This window comes from Veillonella intestinalis, from assembly GCF_943193155.1.
In the GTDB taxonomy this organism is placed as follows: domain Bacteria; phylum Bacillota; class Negativicutes; order Veillonellales; family Veillonellaceae; genus Veillonella_A; species Veillonella_A intestinalis.
Genome location: NZ_CALPDB010000004.1, coordinates 161,542 through 181,381, shown reverse-complemented (window position 1 = coordinate 181,381; position 19,840 = coordinate 161,542). Strand labels below are relative to the sequence as shown.

The 19,840-nt window shown below is 38.5% G+C and carries 13 protein-coding genes, 1 tRNA gene, 1 pseudogene and 1 CRISPR repeat array (1 of these 16 cut by a window edge); of the genes and pseudogenes, 5 read left to right on the top strand and 10 right to left on the bottom strand.

Going from position 1 to position 19,840, the window contains the following annotated elements; genetic code table 11:
- Positions 1 to 51: 51 nt before the first annotated feature.
- The 5 genes and pseudogenes from NFR44_RS06075 to NFR44_RS06055 form a co-directional block, all read right to left on the bottom strand.
- Positions 52 to 1,542 carry an aldehyde dehydrogenase family protein gene (locus NFR44_RS06075; RefSeq protein WP_251442105.1) on the bottom strand — a complete coding sequence of 497 codons (1,491 nt, stop codon included), beginning with the start codon at positions 1,540 to 1,542 and terminating at the stop codon, positions 52 to 54.
- Between the two features lie 523 nt (positions 1,543 to 2,065).
- The gene (gene msrA, locus NFR44_RS06070) at positions 2,066 to 3,055 is read right to left on the bottom strand and encodes a peptide-methionine (S)-S-oxide reductase MsrA (protein ID WP_251442102.1); all 990 of its coding nucleotides are present in this window, start codon (positions 3,053 to 3,055) and stop codon (positions 2,066 to 2,068) included.
- Positions 3,056 to 3,219: 164 nt separating this feature from the next.
- Positions 3,220 to 4,422, bottom strand: a complete 1,203-nt coding sequence (locus NFR44_RS06065) for an MFS transporter (RefSeq protein ID WP_251442096.1) — start codon at positions 4,420 to 4,422, stop codon at positions 3,220 to 3,222.
- An 85-nt stretch (positions 4,423 to 4,507) separates the two neighbouring features.
- Positions 4,508 to 4,963: a MarR family winged helix-turn-helix transcriptional regulator gene (locus tag NFR44_RS06060; protein WP_251442091.1), complete on the bottom strand. Its 456-nt coding sequence runs from the start codon at positions 4,961 to 4,963 to the stop codon at positions 4,508 to 4,510.
- A 269-nt stretch (positions 4,964 to 5,232) separates the two neighbouring features.
- Positions 5,233 to 5,655: pseudogene (locus NFR44_RS06055) on the bottom strand (RrF2 family transcriptional regulator); the annotation flags it as partial.
- A 294-nt stretch (positions 5,656 to 5,949) separates the two neighbouring features.
- On the opposite strand from NFR44_RS06055, the gene NFR44_RS06050 reads away from it, so the two are divergent.
- The gene (locus NFR44_RS06050; protein WP_251442085.1) at positions 5,950 to 7,317 is read left to right on the top strand and encodes an NCS2 family permease; all 1,368 of its coding nucleotides are present in this window, start codon (positions 5,950 to 5,952) and stop codon (positions 7,315 to 7,317) included.
- Positions 7,318 to 7,557: 240 nt separating this feature from the next.
- On the opposite strand, the gene NFR44_RS06045 is transcribed toward NFR44_RS06050, so the two are convergent.
- The 5 genes from NFR44_RS06045 to NFR44_RS06025 form a co-directional block, all read right to left on the bottom strand.
- Positions 7,558 to 8,730 carry a PTS transporter subunit EIIC gene (locus tag NFR44_RS06045; RefSeq protein ID WP_251442082.1) on the bottom strand — a complete coding sequence of 391 codons (1,173 nt, stop codon included), beginning with the start codon at positions 8,728 to 8,730 and terminating at the stop codon, positions 7,558 to 7,560.
- A gap of 112 nt (positions 8,731 to 8,842) precedes the next feature.
- Positions 8,843 to 10,093 carry a DNA (cytosine-5-)-methyltransferase gene (gene dcm, locus NFR44_RS06040; protein WP_251442079.1) on the bottom strand — a complete coding sequence of 417 codons (1,251 nt, stop codon included), beginning with the start codon at positions 10,091 to 10,093 and terminating at the stop codon, positions 8,843 to 8,845.
- Between the two features lie 49 nt (positions 10,094 to 10,142).
- Positions 10,143 to 11,636, bottom strand: coding sequence for a Sau3AI family type II restriction endonuclease (locus tag NFR44_RS06035; protein WP_251442076.1), 1,494 nt, complete (start codon positions 11,634 to 11,636; stop codon positions 10,143 to 10,145).
- Positions 11,637 to 11,692: 56 nt separating this feature from the next.
- Positions 11,693 to 11,872, bottom strand: coding sequence for a hypothetical protein (locus tag NFR44_RS06030; protein ID WP_251442073.1), 180 nt, complete (start codon positions 11,870 to 11,872; stop codon positions 11,693 to 11,695).
- A gap of 409 nt (positions 11,873 to 12,281) precedes the next feature.
- Positions 12,282 to 12,370 (bottom strand) — tRNA-Ser (locus NFR44_RS06025).
- A gap of 190 nt (positions 12,371 to 12,560) precedes the next feature.
- Here NFR44_RS06025 and NFR44_RS06020 point away from each other — a divergent pair.
- The 4 genes from NFR44_RS06020 to NFR44_RS06005 all read left to right on the top strand — a co-directional run bounded on the left by NFR44_RS06020 (position 12,561) and on the right by NFR44_RS06005 (position 18,028).
- Positions 12,561 to 12,842 (top strand): helix-turn-helix domain-containing protein, encoded by a 282-nt coding sequence (locus tag NFR44_RS06020; protein ID WP_251442070.1) that lies wholly within the window; start codon positions 12,561 to 12,563, stop codon positions 12,840 to 12,842.
- A 113-nt stretch (positions 12,843 to 12,955) separates the two neighbouring features.
- A complete protein-coding gene (locus NFR44_RS06015) occupies positions 12,956 to 14,302 on the top strand; it encodes a hypothetical protein (protein WP_251442066.1) in 1,347 nt (448 codons plus the stop codon).
- A gap of 172 nt (positions 14,303 to 14,474) precedes the next feature.
- Positions 14,475 to 16,262 (top strand): ABC transporter ATP-binding protein, encoded by a 1,788-nt coding sequence (locus NFR44_RS06010; RefSeq protein ID WP_251442063.1) that lies wholly within the window; start codon positions 14,475 to 14,477, stop codon positions 16,260 to 16,262.
- A complete protein-coding gene (locus NFR44_RS06005) occupies positions 16,259 to 18,028 on the top strand; it encodes an ABC transporter ATP-binding protein (RefSeq protein WP_251442060.1) in 1,770 nt (589 codons plus the stop codon). The genes NFR44_RS06010 and NFR44_RS06005 overlap by 4 nt, the downstream gene beginning before the upstream one ends.
- A 913-nt stretch (positions 18,029 to 18,941) precedes the next feature.
- A CRISPR array of direct repeats spans positions 18,942 to 19,840; the repeat unit is 33 nt; unit sequence ACTTCAATCCACGCCCCCCGAATAAGGAGCGAC; it runs 144 nt beyond the window's last position.

Here is a 19,840-nt window from a genome sequence, read left to right as displayed (position 1 = left end):
TGTTACTAATTTTACTATTACAAACTTATACGATTATATAACAGTACGCTCTTATTCAACATCTAAGTTATACAAACCAGATGGTGTTTCACCAATATTCACAAGAATGCTCTTCTTCTGGCTGTAATGTTCTAAGATAACTTTGTGAGTTTCACGGCCAATACCAGACTGTTTATAGCCACCAAATGGAGCACCAGCTGGAATGCTATTATAGCAGTTAACCCACATACGACCTGTTTCAATAGCACGAGCTACACGAACTGCACGATTGATATCGCGAGTCCATACACCACCGCCAAGACCATAAATGCTGTCATTAGCCATCTTAATTACTTCGTCTTCGCTATGGAATTTAATAACTACTGCAACTGGTCCGAAGATTTCTTCACGAGCTACGCGCATATCATTAGTAGCATCTACAATTAGCGTTGGACGAACGAAACAACCTTTGCCAAATTCACCATCAGTAACTCGTACACCACCGGCTGCAATGCGAGCACCTTCTTGTTTTGCAATCTCTACATATTCAAGAATTTTTTCAGTTTGTGCTTCATAGATTTGAGCCCCTAATTCAGTGCTATCATCCCAAGGCATACCTACTTTAACTTTGTCAAATAACTTAGTTAAATCAGCAACGAATTTGTCATAAATTGTATCTTGTACGAAGATACGGGACCCAGCACAACATACTTGACCTTGGTTAAACAAGATACCAAGCATAGCACCATCTAAAGCCATATCCCATTTTGCATCTTCAAAGAAGATATTAGCAGATTTACCACCTAATTCAAGAGTAGCTGGAATCAAGCGTTCAGAAGCTGCTTTATATACATTAAGACCTACTTCAGTAGAACCAGTGAAGGCCAATTTGTTGAAACCAGGATGATCAAGAATATACTGACCAGAACGGGAACCTTTACCAGTAATAATATTTACAACACCTGGTGGTAAGATTTCTTGGAAAATGTTAGCAAATTCTAACAAGCTAAGTGATGTATGGTTGGATGGTTTAATAACGATTGTACAACCAGCTGCTAATGCAGGCGCAATTTTCCAAGCTGCCATCAAGAATGGGAAGTTCCAAGGAATAACCTGACCAACAACACCAATTGGCTCATTTAAAATAAGAGACAATGTGTTTTCATCAAGCATTGTAGCAGCTCCTTCTTCGGCACGAATCGCACCAGCGAAGTAGCGGAAATGATCGATTGCAAACGGCACGTCTACAGCACGAGTTTCGCGAATTGGCTTACCATTATCATAGGATTCTACCATTGCGAAATGTTCAGCATGTGCTTCTAAGGCATCCGCAATTTTAAGCAAATACTCAGAACGTTCCTGAGGGCTTGTTTTTTTCCAAGTTTCAAATGCTTTAGTAGCTGCTACTACAGCTGCATCTACGTCTTCTTTAGTTGCTTCAGCTGCTTTGGCCAATAACTGACCATCAGCTGGGCTATGTACTTCATATGTGCCACCATCACTAGCTGGCACCCACTTGTTATTAATAAATAAACCGTATTGTTCTCTTAAATTTAAAGACATATTCATTCCTCCTTGTAATAAAACAAGCCTTGGTAAACAATGACTTGTTTAGGTTCTGTAATTATCCATTATCATACTTACGATATGCTAATCAATATGTCACACAAATTAGAAAGCCATACATATCATTTCTATAATATCTATTTTTTTCTATATATTAAGTATACACCCTAAATAGATATTTTTCAATATAGGATGTACAAGTATTTTGTATTCATTGTAAAGATATACATCTTAAATTATCACTTTTATAGTATTTTTGATTATATACAAAAAAACAACGCTTTCCATGTATTCATGTTAAGCGTTGCTTCTTCGATTTCATATTATCTCGCTTATCTTAGTCCCTTGCATATATAGCTTATAAATAATGCGTATATAGCTTGTAAATAAATAGCCGTAACTAACTAGTAACTAATTAAGTAAGTAACTAACAATAACTAATTAAGTAAGTAACTAATAATAACTAATTAAGTAAGTAGCTAATGGCAACTAATATTGCCCGTAACTAAAACAAGATCTTTTATTTATTATTTTCTGCTTCTTCCGCTTCTAGCATAGGTAGCCAAGCGCCGTAGCCTTCTGCCACCATATCGTCCGCTTTAATAAAGCGCAAAGATTTACTATTAATACAATAGCGCAAGCCACCTAATTCTGCCTTGCCATCTGTAAATACATGACCCAAATGGGAGTCGCCATGAGCACTACGCACTTCAACACGAGGACGGCCTATAATAGAATCATCGTCTTTATAGTCAACGGCATTCGCCACGATTGGTCGTGAAAAAGCAGGCCAACCACAGCCGGAGTTATATTTATGAGCAGACATAAACAATGGCTCACCACTGACAATATCTACATAAATACCTCGTTCAAAGTGGTCATCATATTCCCCTGTGAACGGTGCTTCGGTAGCACTCTCTTGCGTAATAGCATAAGCATCATCGCCAATACGTGCTTTCAAAGCATCTGCATCTTCTTTCACATAAGCTGGCAAGCCTACAAGTGGTTCATCCGCTTTGTGCAAAGATACGTGGCAATAGCCATCAGGATTTTTATCTAAATAATCTTGATGATATGTTTCCGCATCAAAGAATTGCTCTAAAGGCTTTACTTCAATGGCAAATTTACCTTCTGGGTCTACATGTTTAAACAAACGCTCTACTTTTGCCTTATCCGCTTCATCAGTATAATACACGCCTGTGCGGTATTGAACGCCTACATCGCCACCTTGTTTATTAACAGAATAAGGATCTACAATGCGCAATAAATGAAGTAAAATCTCTTCTAACGTAATGATGTGGCGATCATATTCTAACTTAACAGTTTCTGCATGACCAGTGTCTTCCTTGCAAACCTGCTCATAAGTAGGCGCTTCTGTTTTACCATTCGCATAGCCTACTTCAGTTGCCACAATCCCTTTAACTCGTTTAAAGTAACCTTCTACACCCCAGAAGCAGCCACCAGCCACATAAATGGTACGTTTATCACCATATACAGTTTGTACATTCATATAACAAACCCTCTCTTTCATAGAACTCTCTCTCAATGTATTAATATAAGCTACTTTACCAATATTTTATACTGAAAAATAACCTACCATTAATATTCATTAGATATACATAGATATATCTCTATATATTATATCATACTACATATATAGGATAAAATATAATTTTAAAAAGCATCAGCAGATTTTACACGCCGTTGATATACTTGATAAGCTACAAACATTAGCAACGTCCCTGTTACTAAAAATACATATTGAATCCCCAATAAAGTAGTAACACCACTAGCAAATAAAGGACCTACCATCGAACCGAACTGATTAGCAGTCGTGGTCATCCCAAACACACGCCCCCTAAAAGCTGGTTCTGTATAATGAGCTACAGCTGCACTCAATAGAGGATTAACGCCCACAATAAAACAGCCCACTAAAATTTGTAAACTCCCAAACCAGGTAATTCCTAATGGCATACTTTGTAAGAATAAAAATAAGCCCGTACCACAAAGAGCATAACAAACGGCTTTAAAATAACCTTTGCGCTGACCAAAAGCAGCCCACAAATTAGTAGTTACCGCCCCAGCTAAGCCACCAATACTTAAAATCATCCCTGATAATAAGGCCGCTCCTTCCATAGTGCCCTGTAACTGACCTACATAAAGAGCTAGAATTGGTTGCAACATTAAAATAGCTGACTGCATAATAAAGAACAACCACAACAAATCCGTTAACACTTTGCGCTGTTTCACAAACTGCCAATCTTCACGGAACGAACTCGTTGTAACAGTAGCCTCTTCGGTCACTTTTGGTTCTTTTACAAAGAAAAATACCACAGCACTGGCAATAAATAAAACAATCCCAGCAATAAAGAATACGGGACGCATGCCAACAGCCGCTTCAATCAAACCCCCTAAGGATGGTCCAATTACGTTACCAACAATCAAACCCGTCTGAAAAATCCCTAAGGCCGTTCCTGTTTTTTCTTTAGCCACACTGAGGGATACCATCGTCATCGCTGCCGGCATAAAACCATTAGCAAAGCCCATAAGTGCTCTAGTAGCTAATAACTGCCAAGCATCTTGTACAAAGCCAGTTAAAATATAGGCAATGCCGATAAAAATGCCGGCCCTGATTGCCATTATTTTTTTCCCGCGAGTATCCGCCATGCGCCCCCAAATAGGCGCCATAACACCAGCTACAAAAAAAGTAATTGAAAATACAACCCCAGACCATAGAGCGACCCGATCGTGTTCTACCCCTAATTCTAATAAATAAACTGGTAAAAAAGGGACCAGCATGGTGTAGCATATAGATAAACCTGTCATACAGACTGTTAAAATCCAAACATTTCGCATACCACCATTAGATTCTGCCATACGATTCCTTCTTTCTTCTAAAAGTACGCAAAAGCCCCTTGAAGTATATCCAAGGAGCTTACAACGCTACAACTTACAACATGTCTTATTCTTTTTGTTCACGCCCAGTAAGTTGGGCAATCATCTTATACAATAACCGATACATAGTTTCAAACTCGTCCTGCGTTAACTCCACTATGTTAGCCATAGCTTGAGGCACATGGGCTACTCGTTTTTGTAAGGCACGACCTTCCTCAGTAATTGAGATAATAACAGTCCGCTCATCTTCTTTAGAACGAGTACGTGTTAAAAAGCCCTTTGCTTCCATTTTACGCAATAAAGGGGTTAAAGTACCGGAATCTAAATATAAGTATTCACCAAGGGATTTAACGTTCAAATGACTATGTTCCCACAGAACCATCATGACAATATACTGCGTATATGTCAAATTTAATGGCTCTAGTAATGGCTGATAGGCTCGAACAATCTCCTTAGCACAGGCATATAAAGGAAAGCATAATTGATTCCTTAACGCCAATTCATCTATATTTTTTTCTATCAAAGTTATCTCCTCGTCTCAATTAATTAGCTTACAATATAATTCTATACAACTATACTAGCACTGTCAAGTTAATATCCCTTGTAATTAATGAACTAGAAAAGAAAAACGCCCTTCAAGTTTCACTCAAAGGCGCGTCTAACCATAAAGTTTTATACAGATGCATGAGCTGCTACATCAGCCGTTGTAGTATCGTCTTCACCCGTTTCAGAAGCATCCTTATCAGCCATGGCCTGTGTAGCAACGGCCACTTCAACCTCATCAGCTTCATCATCTGTAGGAACGTCGAATTTCTTATCTAACACATCTTGCAATGTTAATTTTTCCATATACTCTTTAAACTGTGCTTGCATATGCTCCCATAAAGGCAAGGTCATACAGGTCTTGCTACGGGGACATTGATTGACTTCATCTTCCAAACAAGCAACTAAAGCGATGGAATCTTCAGCAGCCCGCAAAATATCATACACTGTATAATCTTTAGGTTCCATAGATAAACGGTATCCACCATATTTACCACGAACACTCTTAACATATCCAGCGGCACTTAGACGTGCTACAATACCTTCTAAATATTTATCAGAAATACGCTGACGTTCCGCAATTTCACGGATTGAAACGTTTTTCTTCTTACCATTTTCTGCTAGGTCAACTAATACGCGTAAAGCATAACGACCCTTAGTTGATATTTTCATCTCTCATATACCTCTTTCACAGTAGGAATTACTAAATTCATTATAACACAGTATTTTCCCCTATCATAGAGGGGAATTAAAAACTTCCTGAATCTAGTAGATTTTATACAGTTACCTTGCAAAAAAACAGTCCTTAATGAAGAATTTATAGGATCTCACTATATTTTAATTAGCACTACATATTAATAGTTATTTTTAATAAATTTAAATAATATAATTAACTCTCCACAATTCCTATAGACCATGATACAATAGGGATGAAATTATTTCTATACCATCTATTAGGAGGTTATTATGTTAGAAAAATTGTTTGCCCTCAAAGAGCGCAACACAACGGTGAAAGGTGAGATTATCGCCGGCTTAACTACCTTTATCACCATGGCGTACATCCTATTTCTAGCGCCTAATCTACTTAGCATTGCTGGCATGGACAAAGATGCAGTTCTCATCGCTACAGCCTTAGGTGGCGGCCTAGTTACCATAGCTATGGGGGTTCTCGTTAACTATCCAATCTGTTTGGCCCCAGGCGTTGGACTACTCGCCTTTTATACCTTTACCGTTGTACTAGGTATGGGCATTGCTTGGCAAACAGCCTTAGGTGCCGTATTTATTTCAGGTCTAGTCTTCTTGTTCTTAACACTGACTACTGTGCGCCAACATATCGTAGAAGGCATTCCTGCCGCCATGAAAATCGCGATTACTGTCGGTATCGGCCTATTCATTACCATCATCGGTTTAAAATTATCTGGTCTTATGACCGTAACACTATCCTTGTCACCAGATAGTCTTGCCCAAGTTGTGGCTACGCAAGGTCATTCCACACCAGGTTCCTCTGAAACAATCCTAACCTTAGGCAATCTTATGGATCCACAAGTAGCATTAGCTCTTTTTGGTCTTATTTTTACCGCCCTCTTAATGGCGCGCAATGTACAAGGGGCTTTCATTATCGGCGCTGTAGTGACTAGTATTTTAGCCTATGTAACAGGGAATGCTCAGCTCCCTGAAAACTTCTCTATTATGGCCATTCCAGATTTCAGCAAAGCAGCTTTCTTTGAACTCGACATTGCCAGTGCCATGCATCTTGGCCTAGTAACTATTATCTTCTCTTTCACCTTTGTAGAATTATTCGACTCCATGGGGACCCTAATTGGTACTGCTACTAAAGCGGGTATTGCCAATCCAAAAGAAGGTAAATTCCCTGGTCTTGGCAAAGCCATGACGGTTGATGCTGTAGGCGTTAGCTTTGGGGCCTTACTCGGGGCTAGTACCATTACAGCATTCGTAGAAAGTGCGGCTGGCGTAGGTGCAGGTGGTCGTACAGGCTTAACAGCGGTTACCTGTGGCGTGCTATTCCTCTTAGCCTTGCTCTTTGCACCACTTATTACCCTCGTACCAAACTGTGCGACAGCTCCAATTTTAATCTTAGTCGGGGCCCTTATGATGGAACCAATTCGCGACATCGATTTCTCCGATTGGACCGAAGCCTTCCCATCCTTCATGGTTATCGCCTTAATGCCTTTCACCTACAGCATTGCTAATGGTGTAGCGGCAGGCTTAATCATGTACCCACTTCTTAAAATTATCGCTGGTCGTACTAAAGAAGTACACTGGATTATGTACCCACTAGCAATCATCGTATTAATTCGCTACATTTGGTACTAATTTAATAATAATCTAAACTATTAACAAAAAAGGTTGTAATAACTATGCACGTACATAGAAGTTACAACCTTTTTTTTATTCAGCTTTATTTTATTCATCAGAGGCGGTCCGTCGCAGTATCGCCGCCCGCCCTCTAGTGATAGGGTTTCAACACTGGATACTCAGTTCCACCCATCTAGCAACTTTACTATAGCAAAACCTATATCAAATGTAAAGCCATCACCCAATATTCGACTGTACTTACTTACTATCTGATATATCTACAATGTCCTTAAAACCAACTATCAAAGTCAACACAAAGCTTAATCCAAAAGCGAGACCCAAGGCTATTACATACCAAAGAAATGAAGGCCCCATAAAGACTGGCAAGGTCGTAACAGCGGGAATGGCAAAAGATGCAGCGCTCACCTTGAAAAAGCCTGCCACGGCACCCCCAAGACCACCAGCTACACAGGCACAGACCATAGGCCGTTTCAAACGAAGTGTGACACCAAATACAGCGGGTTCCGTAACCCCTAATAATGCAATAATCCCTGCAGAAAAAGCCTCTGACTTAAATAATGTATTACGTGTCCTCACCGCTACCGCTAATGCAGCGCCCGCTTGGGCAAACATAGCAGAACTAAACAAAGGCATTAAGGTATCAAAGCCGTATACCGCTACATTATTAATTGCAATAGGGAAAAATCCCCACTGCAAACCAAGCATCCCTAAAAACGGCTGTACCGTCCCTACGACTAGCCCGGCTAATAAAGGACTTAAACTATAAATTAATTCATAACCAGTACCCAATAAAGCCCCTAACCAAGTGCCAATGGGTCCTAATACAACAAGTGTAAATGGAGTCATTACAATAATACATAAAGGTGGCGTAAATAGTCCCCGTACCGCTTCAGGAAATAACCCTTCCCCTAATCGTTGAACGTACTGCATGCAGTACACCGCTAATAAAATAGGAATCACGGATGAAGGATACATCACTTGTCCTACTGGCAAGCCGAATAAATCGGGACCTCCCCAATTTGACTGCCCTGTCATACCTTTGACTAACGCTTCTGCTGATTCCATACCACCTGCCGCAGGTGCTTTCATAAGCTGCGTAACATCAGGATATACTAATACACAGGCAAGTAACATAGCTGTAAAGGGATCTACTTGAAAACGCTTAGCCGCTGTATATGCTAAAAATACGGGTATAAAATAGAAAAAAGCATCACTCATAGCATTTAAAATCGCATATGTACTCGTTTCAGGCAATACAAACTGATTCACCATGAGCAGAATAAAAAGGCCTTTTAAAATACCAGTAGATACTAATAACGCTATGATAGGCAAAAATAAAGATGACAATAAGTCAATCGTCCCATTGGCAGCTAATTTAATACGACGGTAAACAGAATATGTGGATGACATAAAAGCTCCTTGAATATATGAAAAATTATATAATTACATTATTAGTATTGCGTACGACCGCTATATAAGTATAACAAAAGGGATACCCTCAGACAATGAGGGTATCCCTTTCTTATTCTACCTCTTGTTCAATAATATTGCGTATCACTGGCTCTAATCGAGATACAATTCCCGTAACCAAAGCATTTCCCATCATAAAATATCTCTTTCTATTTGGCATCGTATCCGTCCAATTAGGTGGAAACATTTGAATTAACTCACATTCCACTGGTGTCAAAATACGATAAGCGTGTAAGCTTTCATCAAATACTATATGAGAGGATCTATTTAAAGTGCCTTCGCTAGTAAGCATTGTTCGAGCTGGTTCATCCATTTTTTCAGGAAAAGCCATCCCACCTTCACTATAAATATACTTATGCCCATTACTAGATGTACGTTCAATCTTCTTTGGTCCTTTTAAATATTGCCATTTTTCTAACTTATCTTCAGAGACTTTATATACTAACAAATCTTCATTATACACTTGTGCCTTTTTTAAAATATTAGACAATGGATAGACAACTTCCATTCTAGCTAACGGCTTTCCATGTATAACATGTCCATTAACCATTATGCCTGTCTCTAAGAATTTTCCGTCCTTGTACCCATTAGAAGTTTCTAAAATAGACTCATATATATTCAAGTCAATATCTTTAGAGATTTCTATGTCCACGACAGGGAAAACTTGATTAAAAATGTTATTTTCTTTTAAATCAAGAACGTTATTTAAAAATTCCTGCGAATACTGTAAATCACGCTTGTGCGCCCAAATGAATACACGGCGCCGTTTCTGAGGCATTCCATACTCGCCTGCATTTAATACGCGCCATTGCACTATATAGCCGAGTTCATCAAACGTTTTTAGCATAATTGCAAAATCTCGACCACGACGACTGGCTGGTGATTTTAAAAGACGATCTACATTCTCTAATAAAACAAATGGGGGCTGTTTTGCCACTAATACATCTTTAATGTCCCAAAATAAAACCCCTTTTTTCCCTTCAATCCCTTGCTCGTTAGATAAAGAGCGTGCTACTGAATAATCTTGACACGGGAATCCACCTACTACTAACGAATGATCTGGAATTTTTCTTTTATCCACTTCATGAATATCAAGATTAGAGTGATTTGCTTCACCAAATCGTGTTACATAACAATTAAAAGCATGTTGTTCCTTAGTAGATGGTTCAAACTGATTAGCCCATACAAATTCCCAAGGACCATTTTCAACAGCTCGCTCTTGCATATCAACCTCTTCGATATGATTCAGCCCTACACGAAATCCTCCAACACCAGCAAACAACTCTGCTACAGTTAGCCTCATTAACTATAATCTCCTTTATAATAAACAAATTATTTCATTAAATAATTTGTTATATATCTTCAATAATCTTTGCAATATAATCATTATTCAACCAGAAACATTGGCAAGTCATTTTATCTCCATTTGGCAAGTCATCCATATCCCTATCATTTCCCATACCATAACGTTTACCGTTAATTACATAAGCACTCTTTTGTGCATGTGGTCGTAAATGAAATATTGTATGTTCTGATTTACTAGGTAAATCATTTTTAATAATTTCTTTACCGGATTTATCTTTAGTTATAGTAAAATTAACTCCAGTTAAAAACTTTTTCTTATATGACTCCCATTCAACTCTACCAATTTCTTCTAATTCTATAATTGGCATATTCCAAAATTTAGCACCTTTTAGAATATATTCACCAGTGTTTGTCTCTTTAAAGACAACAAACAAGAACTTAGTTTCTTGGAAAAAATTATATTCAGCAGACTCCTCAAAGTCTTGCTTAACAAACTCTTTAATCTTTATTTTTGGAAACGACATACTTTCTTTTGGCTTACCATTCTTCTGAACTCTAATTGTTTTAATCTTAATATCTGCTTTTGCAAATTCTTCAGCTTGATCAGTCTGAACCCCAAGCATTCGATTAACTAATAATGTATTAATATGTTTTGGCCGATTACCTTGCGTATATGTAAAACCGAACATGGAATATAATGCGTCTTCAGTGTTACCTACATACTTTTCAATCCGTTCAATAACTTGAGTTTCTAAATCTGCCTTCTGTAAATCAGCTGGTGTAAAAATAGCATCAAAACTCATTTTACGTTTTTTAACATACTGATTTAATACATATGTCATATACGACTGTTTCAAAGAAAATGCACGCCGTTTTGCCGGAATACTATCATTATAATACTGTGGTTGCAAACTACGTTCAGCAGTCGCCCCTTTTGTACAAGCTCCCAAATACTGCGTATCACCTTCGGACAATTCATGGGCTTTACCTGCTATAATCTTCTCAGTAATTCGTTTATAATCATTACGAATAATCTCTAAATCATTCTTACAAATTTCACTATATAAATTGTATAAGTTAACGTACTGAATTCGTTGCTTAGTCCGTGCTTCACCACGAATTCTTTCATACCAAACCATTAAAATATGACTAATTTTTTGTTTTAAATGAGAAGTTTCAAAATCATCCGATATAGGTTCATTATTCGGAATCATTGTAATAACCAAACGTTCGCCCGCTTTATATTGGTTATTTTTATTTATCTCATAAGGTGTAACCTTTAATTCTACGCCGGCTTCAACAAAATCAGCGTCTGAAATACTATTGGGTGAATAAAAATAATAGTGTTCTTCTAATAAATTGCCAAGACCACCTTTACTACGCGGATTATCATAATATTTTACTTTTTCTTCTAATTCTTCACCTCTAAAGATTTTTTGGAGTACATTCTGAAAAGTAATTCCTTCTAATTCTTCTGAATATCTCAAAATGTCTGCCGGATTTGTTTTATCATAAGGTAACTTAGTCACTGTTATCACCATACTTCTCGCAAAAATTGAACGTATGGCTTATTATAACATAAAGTCACCAGTTTTAATTATTCCTTTACTACAAGGTTTTCATTTAATAAGGAAATATTATCCCCTCTCATATACCGAGCATATAATAACGCCAATTCTTCCTGATTATTAACGTCTAGCTCTATACTGAATAAAGCTTTACAGAAAGCCTCATAATCAGAATCCATCATAGTTAATACTTCAGATTTATATTTCATAACATATCCCTCCTTATCTAAAAGTCTACAATATCTATAAGAAAAGATCAAGCCTTATATTTCTATAATCTTTCGAATCTTTTATGCTAATAGGGTTCACTAAAATATTATTCTAAGTAATTGACCTTATCGATAAATCCTTTAATTATTTTAAAATTTATTAAGAATAGTCCTCTACAGCTATGTAACAAATAAGGTAAGAGGAAGGGGAAAAACAATCCAAACATTACAAGCTTATAACCAAAAAAATGTTAACAAATTGTTAACAAAGCATTACTTATTATTGCACAAAATAGCCTTAAACGAGAATAACATGCGGACATAAAAAGACCCCTATATCCTAGTCAATAACTAGCTTTATAGGGGTTTTGACTTTTATTGAATATTATCAAGTAAAAGCCGTATTAGATGGCGGAGAGGGTGGGATTCGAACCCACGGCCCCTTGCGGAGTCACTGGTTTTCAAGACCAGCTCCTTAAACCACTCGGACACCTCTCCATATTTAATTATTACCCTACTATATTACCTTGTTTTGACCAACAAATCAAGTCCTTAAGCTTTAAAATACAAAAGAAAACTATTTAGTCGCAAATACACCACATTTAGGCGCCTTCCTTCTAATCGTTTTATGACATAATTTATATATGTAATTAATACGCCATAATACAATCATTGCGAGGTGACCTAAGTGGACAAAGATATAGATATAAAAAAGCGGGCTGTAATTAAACAAATCGGCGCACGCATTGCCTACTATCGAACCTTGCGCGGTTTAACGCAAGACGAGCTAGCCAGTAAAGCCTCTATCAGTCCTGGAGCTCTTGGTCGCATTGAACGAGGCAAATACAACGACAATGTATCCATTGCAATGCTAGTCCATATTGCTACAGGATTACAAATCGAAGTAGGTATGCTGTTAAACCTCAGCGAAAAAGATCAACAAATATGTTTAGAGTCTATACAGACATGATTCTGTACAGGCTCTTTTTTATTAGCTTTTCTTTATTCTGCAAGTGGCCTACGGTATAATATATATTAAATTATCTTATTTTTCTCCCCCATTTCACCAACAAAGGAGTTCCTATGAAACACACATTGCTCAAACGAATCATAACTGCTACCCTCATTGGTAGCACGTTCACCATATACACAACACCAACTATGTACGCAGCCGATCCAGTCAGTGCCTATGTAGCTAGCAAAGTATTGCCTGACATGCCCACGATTAACCCTATTAAAGCAGCAGGCAAACTGTTAGGTCTTGTCAGCGATTCTGATAATGATATCAAAAAAGGCAAAAAAGTAAATAAAAACTATAAATTCAAAGCTACTAAAGTAGTTAATGGTACGCAAACCTTTAAAAAGAGTCTTACTAATACCAAACACAATGAAAATGTAATACTCGTGCAAAAAACAGGTCACGCCAAATTAAAAGGGGCTACCCTTTCTAAAACAGGTAATGCGGATAACGAAGGCATTGCTCTTTGGCGTGGCCAAAATGCAGCCCTCTTAGTAGCCCCTTATAGCCAAGCGACTATAACCAATAGCACATTACGTACCAATGGACAAGGATCTGCCGCCTTAGTCGGCAGTGGTCAAGATGTTAAAATACAAGCCACGGGCATCACGTTGCGAACTGATGGACGCGTTTCACCAGGCTTATCTTTAGCTTATGGTGCCGTAGCCACCATAAAACAAAGTGCCATTACTACGTATGGCGATCGTAGCCCCGCTTTACTCATCGGCAGTAAAGCTAAGAGCGAATTAATAGCCGCCACACTCCAACTCACTACCAACGGTTTCAATAGTCCTCTCATTTCAACAACAGGAACTATGAAATTAACGGGCCTAACTGGCGAAGCGCGCCACAGTGCCTTAGGTGTATTAGAAGGAGCTACCAAAGTGAACCTAACGCAAGCAAGCCTGACTGGTGCTGACGGTTTCAACTTATATTTCAGTGACCTTAATACCGCTGATGACGGCACAACTCAATTAACAATTCAAAACAGTACCCTTACCAATACGGGACGAACACCATTTTTCACAGTATCTAACACAAAGGGCCAAATTAAGCTACAACAAGTAGACTTACACGCACCACATAGTGACACCATATTAGAGGCTAAAGCCAATGAATGGGGTCGTAATGGTAAAAACGGCGGTCAAGTTAAACTCACTGCCAACAAACAAAGTCTCAATGGGCATATCAAAGCAGACAATGTTAGCACTGTAGAGATTAAATTAAATCAAGGCTCTACTCTAACCGGGGCAATTAATCCTAATCACACAGCCAAGAAGGCCAGCCTCTTTCTCAGCAAAGACTCTATTTGGAATGTTACGGCCGATTCCTATTTAACCGACCTGCACAATGAGGACACTACTAACAGCAATATCCACGCCAATGGATATACTGTAAAAATAATCAAATAATCTTATTTAATTATATTTTATACTTCTATATATCTATATTCTTGTTTTTTCTATATTTTTTTGCCTCTGTATTACACTTTTTCATATCTAACATACGTTTCTTATGGTTTCTTATTACCTAGCAATATGCTATAATGCCCTTGAACATTACTGGGGAAAGGAAAATATATATATGAAATTTATACATACATATTTAAGCCCTGTAAAATGGGCTTTTTTTGCAGCCTGTATATTATCACTTATACATGTAGTCAGCGCACTCATCGTGCCAACATTAACAGCTGACATTATCAACCAAGGGGTATTGCATGGCGATTTAGACACAATCAGCGCTCTTAGTATATCTATGCTGGGAGCCTCCTTACTAACTGTCGTTGCTTCTATTAGTGCCGTTTACATGAGCTCACATATTGCTGCTAGTGTCAGCCTTCGTCTACGCCAACAGTTAGTGCAAGCCTTACAAGACTTTTCACTCACAGACTTTTCAAAATATGGAACGGGTACCTTACTAATGCGTGCCACTCGTGATGTAGAAAAAATTCAATCTGTTTTGGCGGAAGGCATTAACATGATTCTGCCTATGCCACTCATGATTCTCGTTGGTCTAGGCTTAACTTTTTACAAAAGTTTCGAATTAGGTCTTGTGATTTTAAGCTTGATGGTAATCATGGTGGCCATTATGGCCTTCTTACAGCAAAAAGCACTGCCTATTGTAAAATCAGTCCAACAACAATTAGACTATATTACCGATCTAGTTCGTGACCATATGATCGGGATGGCCGTTATTCGAGCGTTTAACCGTAGCAATGACGAACAATCACGTGAAAAATCTGCATTTAGCAATATTGCGCGCTCATCAGCCCGCCTATCACGCACCTATGCGATTGGTTTACCAAGTATTCTTATTATCTTTAATATGAGTACGGTCGTTATTCTTTGGCTCGGTGGTTACCAAATTAGTGCTGGTAATATTCAAATCGGTGATATTATGGCTATCATCGAATATGCAACGCTCATTTTGCTCAACCTATTAATGGCGGTCTTTGTTCTATTAGACGTGCCTGAAGCAATTATTTGTTATCAACGGGTGCAAGAGTTATTCACCCATCCACTCACGCCATATACTAAAACAGAGCAAGAACCTAGTATTCATGAGAGTTCGGCTTCTAATTTAAATTCACCAGTTTTAGAGTTTCGCAATGTTACGTTCCGCTACGACAATGCAGAAGAAGCGGCGTTACACAACATTTCATTCACCTTACAAGCTGGTGAAACCTTAGCTATTATGGGTGATATTGGCTCTGGCAAAAGTACCATTGCTAAATTAATCCTGGGACTCTATCCAATTGAATCTGGCGATATTTTATTCCAAGGGCAATCTATTTTTGAGCAGCCTATACATACTGTGCGAGCTCAAATCGGCTATGTACCACAAAAAGCCTATTTATTTACTGGCTCTATTGCTATGAACTTAGAATACGGCATTCATGGTACCAAGCCATCTGAAAATTCCCCTAATACTACGTCGACCTTATCATTAGCTGATATGGAACGAGCTTGTAAACTAGCAGGGGCTCACGAATTTATCAGCCGTTTTAATGATGGCTATGAACATCAATTATCACAAGGGGGCACCAATTTATCTGGTGGTCAACGCCAACGACTAGCTATGGCAAGAGCACTCATTCGTCAACCAAACTTACTTATCTTTGACGATAGTTTCTCTGCCTTAGACGGTATTACTGAGCAACAAGTTCGCAAAGCTGTGGCTCATGAAATTGCAGACTTCCCACAACGAGCCTTTATTTCCATCGAGCAAAAAGTAAGTGCCGCTCGCAAAGCGAATAAAATTCTCGTTATTAATCAAGGCTGTGCGGTCGGTCTAGGAACTCATGATGAGCTCGTAGAAAACTGCCCAATTTATCAACAAATTGTGGCCTCTCAGGAGGTGGCCCTATGACATTATTCAGACGTTTTCTCTATGAATCAAAATCACAATGGGGCTGGCTGATTGCAATTATTTTTGCCCTTATTTTGGCCGCTTGTTTTGAAATTATTGCCCCTAAACTACTGGGCCAAATCGTAGATGCGATTGTTCAAGGCTTGCGTAGTAATCAAGATATTTCTTATATTATCGACAATACTACCGATACCATTCTCATGCTAATCATTCTATATAGTGGTCATTCTATATTTACCTATGTAGGCGAATATATTATTGCTGGTGTAGCGGAAAACATGGTATTAAATTTGCGTAATCGAGTGAGCGAATATCTCTATCGATTACCTATGTCCTATTTCAACAATCATAATCGTGGCGATTTATTAAGCCGAATTACTAGCGATTTAGACTCCATTAGTGAAACCCTTCGAGAAGGTATTCCTGGGTTAATTTCATCATTCATTGGCATCATCGGCGCCCTTGCTATGATGCTTTGGATTAGCCCCTTACTGGCTAGCATTATCATCGGTATTATCGTTTTAGGTATCATTGGCTTAGTGATTACCTCAAAAAAAGCTCGCACCATCTATCTTCATAATCAAGAAGCGCTGGGTGCTGTTAATAGTGGTGTTGAAGAACTAATATCAGGCAAACAAATTGTACAAGCCTTCAATTTAGAAACAGTCACTTCCGATAATCTAAACCAACTAAACCGTAACTTATTTACACACGAAAGACGCTCTGGTTTTATGGGGCAAATTATTATGCCTCTAGTAAACTTTATCAACCAGATAGGCTATGTATTAGTCGCTATTCAAGGTGGCTTACTTGTATTGCGTGGTCAAATATCACTAGGTGATATTCAAGCCTTTTTCCTCTATGTAACACAAGTTTCCGATCCAATCTCACGTAGCTCCTACATCTTAACCAAATTTCAAGAAACCCAAGCTGCGTTAGGACGAATTTATGAAATTCTTGATCAAACACCAGAAGAAGATTCTGGTGCCAACACTTCATTTGAAACGACAACCCAATCAGATGCACTGAAAGGGACTATCGAGTTTCAAAATGTAAGCTTTGGCTATAGTCCTGACAAGTTATTAATGAATGAGGTCAACTTTACAATTCCTGGCGGTCATGTTGTCGCTATTGTAGGTCCTACTGGGGCAGGTAAAACAACGATTGTTAACTTGCTTATGCGCTTCTACGAAATTAATGGTGGTTCAATCACAATTGATGGTGTAGATATTCGGGACCTCAGCCGTAAAACGCTCCACCAGTTAGTAGGAATGGTTCTACAAGACACTTGGATTTTTACAGGAACCATTGCGGATAATATTGCATACGGCAAACCAGAAGCAACACGTGAGGAAATCGTTGCTGTTGCGAAACTTGCCATGGCTGACCATTTTATCCGCACCTTGCCACAAGGTTATGATACGGTACTGAAAAATGGAGCCGATGACCTATCGCAAGGCCAACGACAATTATTAACAATTGCCCGTGCCTTTTTAGCAAACCCTCGTATTCTCATACTCGACGAGGCTACGGCTAACGTAGATACACGCACCGAAGTAGAGGTGCAAAAAGCCATGCAACAATTATTACGTGGCCGAACAGGCATCGTTATTGCCCATCGCCTATCAACTATTCGTGATGCTGATTTATTACTTGTAGTTAACCAAGGTCAAATTGTAGAACAAGGTACACACCAAGAACTGTTGGCTAAAGGTGGCTACTATACAACGTTATATGAAAACTATGCTAAAGGTATGAGTGTGTAGCGCTAATATGCGTGATTCTAAAATATAAAATACAAAATACATAAACCCCAATATATACATCATATGCTTAACCTTTATATATAACAGTCTATAAAAAATATCCTCTTGCCTATCAAATTCTAGCTCTCTGCTAAAATTGATGGCTTGAGGATATTTTTATATTTACTATCTAGTATGTTCCAACTTAAGTTGATCTATATTCTCTATTTTATCTTGTTAACGGATTTTTCCTTCTTATTTATCATTCCGTTATTATTTACTTCTCTTTTCTTTTTTATGTTTTTATGTTTTTATGTTTTTATATTTTTTATGTTTTTTATATTTCTTTGTATTTTTTTGTATTTCTTTGCTTGTATTTGTATTTATTTGATTTTATTGGTGTTTCTTTATATCTCTTTGCTATTTCTTTACCGACTTTTTGCGGTTTCTTTGACTGTTTCTTTGCCCTTTTTCTTGCACGCTTGCTTATCGCTAGCATAAAAAGCACTCAAAGTAATGATTTCCTTTAATATCCTCGGTATATGCAATTCTCACAACAAATTATAGCTTTATCCCATTCCTTTACTTCCGGAACCGAACTAGGCTTTAAACACCTATCTATAACAGCATTAATATCATAACATTCACTATCTTCAATTGTTGAATTAAAATATGGACAGTACCACTCTTTTATTTCACCCATTTTCAAAACACCCCTATTTATTATATATTCTAGCAAAGTTATTTTTATATTAATTTGATATTAATTGTCCATCTGATACAAATAATACTGTAGTTTTATTTTTATACGCAACCTTATTTCTTAGATATTCTTTCTTAAAATCAGCCCTCTATACCAAATAACTTACCAAACTCTCGCGTCCAAAAAAAAGGATCAACCATCAAATGGGTATAAGACTAACACCGGTGGAATACTTCAATCCACGCTCCCCGAAAGAGGAGCGACACGCATTCTTTCTTTAAGCGGTACCCACTCTGTTTACTTCAATCCGCGCTCCCCGAAAGAGGAGCGACCAGCAGGCGGAGGCAAACCAGATAAATGGGACAACACTTCAATCCACACTCCCCAAAAGAGGAGCGACTGTAGCCAGTGCAGAGGCCAAATTAAGAGCGGACACTTCAATCCACGCCCCCCGAATAAGGAGCGACTAGCGTATCAACAATTGGCGTTAAGAGAAACGAAACTTCAATCCACGCCCCCCGAATAAGGAGCGACTAGCACAAGGATTTATATTGCCCGTGCCACAAGTAACTTCAATCCACGCCCCCCGAATAAGGAGCGACCCACCCCCGCACATCAACATGCACAAAACCTTGTACTTCAATCCACGCCCCCCGAATAAGGAGCGACACCTTTGCGTATTCCTTTTGTCATCTCTTGAGCAGACTTCAATCCACGCCCCCCGAATAAGGAGCGACAGTAAATCTTATCGTACTTTGAAAAGTCTTCAGCACTTCAATCCACGCCCCCCGAATAAGGAGCGACGTCTTCGTCAATGATTCCTACTTCGTTCGCAAGTTACTTCAATCCACGCCCCCCGAATAAGGAGCGACAAAGACCACCCCCAGTTTTATAGATTACATATGCACTTCAATCCACGCCCCCCGAATAAGGAGCGACCTCCTTGATAATCAATAAAGGCGTGGTATGGGAAACTTCAATCCACGCCCCCCGAATAAGGAGCGACATTCTAAAGGGGAACGGCTTGGAGTGTCCCCTTTAACTTCAATCCACGCCCCCCGAATAAGGAGCGACCTTATTACCTATAGCAACGTCATTGAGTGGCTAACTTCAATCCACGCCCCCCGAAT